General features: G+C 72.4%; 3 protein-coding genes. 1 reads left to right on the forward strand and 2 read right to left on the reverse strand.

Features of this window, described 5'->3' with window-relative positions:
* A partial coding sequence (locus DKL51_RS35610) for a hypothetical protein (RefSeq protein WP_207786100.1) occupies positions 1–227 on the reverse strand: 227 nt, incomplete at its 3' end.
* A gap of 495 nt (positions 228–722) precedes the next feature.
* Positions 723–2,342, reverse strand: a complete 1,620-nt coding sequence (locus tag DKL51_RS07375; protein ID WP_423790529.1) for a dolichyl-phosphate-mannose--protein mannosyltransferase — start codon at positions 2,340–2,342, stop codon at positions 723–725.
* Positions 2,343–2,533: 191 nt separating this feature from the next.
* Here DKL51_RS07375 and rsmI point away from each other — a divergent pair.
* A partial coding sequence (gene rsmI / locus DKL51_RS07380; protein ID WP_438819652.1) for a 16S rRNA (cytidine(1402)-2'-O)-methyltransferase occupies positions 2,534–3,269 on the forward strand: 736 nt, incomplete at its 3' end.

Below are 3,269 nucleotides of genomic sequence, written 5' to 3' on the forward strand. Positions count from 1 at the left end.
GGGTGGGCCTGCGCCGGCACCGCGGGGCCGGGCAGCAGGGCGCTTGCGACCATCGGCAGGTAGGTCAGGGACGCGGCCGCCACCACGAGCCCGACGCGTTGTACCCGCCGACGGCGGACGCCGGTGAGGTCGACGAAGACGGGCCTGGCGGGTCGAAAGGCAGCGGGTACGGGGCCGGGGGGCGGCGTGTCGACCCGGGGCCCCTCGAAGGGAAGGTGAACGGCCACGCGACCGAGGCTATGGAGGCGATTGGGGCGTTATGTCCGAGTCACCCGACGCTACCCACACGGATATTTCACTATCCGCATATCCGGACTGTATGGACGAAACCGCTCAGAGCCCCGAGCGGGATAGCTTCTGCGACAACCGACCCGAAAGAGGGACAGAGCCGCCCCCCGTCTGGGCCCGAGCATGCCCGGTACCGGCCGCTTTGGAGGTAAAGTGACCGATCGCCGACGCCGTCGCCATCGAGGGCGAACGAGAAGACGGTGGCGGCACCGAGCCGTAATGCATTCGTAATGTCCGCATCGGATGACCGTCTGTTAGCCGTCCGACGGAAATGATCGACGCATGGGCGTATAGGACGGAAACCTGACGGAAGACCACCCGTTGTGCGGGTGGTCCGGGCGTGGTTAAGCTTTTCGTGCGCGCCCCAATCGCCCGCTTCCCCCGTGGCAGGCGATCGGGGCGCGCATCTTTGTGTCCGGGCCCCGACCGCCGGCTCAGATCCAGCGGCCGTCCAGCCACATCCGGGCGGACCAGTCCGCGTACGGCATCAACCGCCCCACGAAGATCGGGTAGAAGTACCCGAAGCAGAGGGCCACCAGCAGCACGTACGCGCCCGCGATGATCCCGCCCACCAGCCGGCGGTCCGAGGCGTCCTGCTCGCTAGCGGGCCCGGCGGCGGTGGCGCCGACCGGTGCGGGGGCCGGCGAGATGATCGCGCCGAGCACGTACACCACGGCCAGGACCAGGAACGGCAGCGCCGGCGCGGCGTAGAAGGAGAACATGGTCCGGCCGTCCAGGGCGAACCAGAACCAGGGCAGCAGGCCGGCGGCCACGGAGAGCAGGATCGCCCCGGCCCGCCAGTCCCGCCGGGCCAGCCCGAGCCAGGCCAGCGCCGCCAGGGCGGGCAGGAACGACCACCAGAGCAGCGGGGTGCCCAGCAGCAGCACCTCGGACGCGCACTGCGCGGCGCCGCAGTTGCCGTCGCCCGACCAGTAGAAGGCGACCGGTCGGCCGAGCAGCAGCCATTGCCACGGCCAGGACTGGTACTTGTGCGGCTCGTCCAGGTGGGTGTGGAAGCCGTACGCCGCCTTGTGGTACTCCCACAGGTTGTTCAGTGCCCCGATGAACGGGGTGTCGCTGAGCGGGGCGTTCGGGTAGCGGCTGGCCAGGCGGTAGTAGCCGTCGTCGCTGAGCAGCCAGCCGGACCAGGTGGCCAGATAGGTGCCGACCATCAGCACCCCGGCCAGGAGCAGCCAGGGCAGCTCGTCGAGGATCGCGTCCCGCCACGGGTGGCGGACGCCCGCCGAGCGGCGGACGCCCACCTCCCACAAGATCACCAGCAGCGCGAACGCCGGCACGAAGTACAGGCCGCTCCACTTCACCGCGCAGGCGCAGCCGAGCAGCACGCCGGCGAGCAGCCGCCACCACGGCCAGTCCCGCCAGGTCGACGCCGGCCGGCCGGCCCGTCCGGGCCGGGACGGGTCCAGCCCGGCGTCCAGCGCCCTGGCCCAGCGTCGCCGCCGGGCGTCCCGATCCAGCACCAGCGCCCCGAACGCGGACAGCACGAACAGCAGCAGGAAGATGTCGAGGATGGCGCTGCGGGAGAGCACCAGGTGGAAGCCGTCCAGGGCGAGCAGCAGCCCCGCCGTGCAGCCCAACGTGGTGGAGCGGAACATCCGCCGACCGATCCGGACCAGCAGCAGTACCGACAGCGTGCCGGCGACGGCTGCGGCGAACCGCCAGCCGAACTCCGGGGCGGTGGTCATCAGGTGGCCCGGAACGGAGATCTTCGACTCGGCGTCCTGGTACCCGAAGGCCCACTCGCCGAGCCCGATGAGCCACTTGCCCAGCGGCGGGTGGACCACGTACGACGGGCCGTTGTCCTTGTAGTTCCACTCGACGCCCCGGTCGATCAGCCCGTACGCGTCCTTGGCGTAGTACGTCTCGTCGAAGATCTTGCCCTTGGGGCCGCTCAGGCCGACGAACCGCAGGATCGCCGCGATCGCGACGACGACCATGGTGGCGAGCCAGGCGTGGCCCCCGTCCAACCGCGCATCGACGGTGGCGAGCCGCCGCCGGACGATGACGGGGACACCGCCTCCGCCCGTCGCCACGCTGTCGGAGACCTGGTCGGCGGTGGGGTGGCCGCTCGTCGTCCGGTCCGACCCGGCCCGGCCCGCGCCCGCGCTCTGTGCTGTCGACGCACTCGTCACCCGGCGATCGTAGGCTGCGAAGGTGCCCGGTGGCGCCCGTCGTCTCCGATACCGGTACCGCCGTCGATGAAGGAGCAGATCCCGTGGGTGATATGTCCGAGGTCGGGCGGCTGATCCTGCTCGGTGCGCCGCTGGGCAACGCCGCCGACGCCTCGGCCCGGTTCCGCGAGGTGCTCACCACCGCCGACGTGGTCGCCGCCGAGGACACCCGCCGGCTCACCCGCCTCGCCCGGGACCTCGACGTCACCGTGCCCGGCCGGATCGTCTCCTACTTCGAGGGCAACGAGGAGCGGCGTACCCCGGAACTGGCCGACGTGCTCTCCGCCGGGTATGTGGTCGCCCTGGTCACCGACGGCGGCATGCCGAGCGTCTCGGACCCCGGCTACCGGCTGGTCCGGGCCGCGCTCGACGCCGGTGTCCCGGTCACCGCCGCCCCCGGCCCGAGCGCGGTGACCACCGCGCTGGCCCTCTCCGGACTGCCCTCCGACCGGTTCTGCTTCGAGGGCTTCCTGCCCCGATCGCCCGGCGCCCGCCGGTCCCGCCTGCGCGCCCTCGCGGCCGAGGAACGCACCCTGGTGCTGTTCGAGGCGCCGCACCGGATCGCCCCGGCACTGGCCGACCTCGCCGCCGCCTTCGGCCCGGACCGGCCCGCCGCGCTGTGCCGGGAACTGACGAAGACGTACGAGGAGGTGCTCCGCCGGCCGCTGGGCGAACTGGCCGAGTGGGCCGCCGAGGGCGAGCCGCGGGGTGAGATCACCCTGGTGGTCGGCGGCGCGCCGCCGGCCGCCGCGAGCCGGCCGGACGACGAGACGCTGCGCGCGGCGGCCG

Source organism: Micromonospora globispora (assembly GCF_003857015.1).
GTDB lineage: Bacteria > Actinomycetota > Actinomycetes > Mycobacteriales > Micromonosporaceae > Micromonospora > Micromonospora globispora.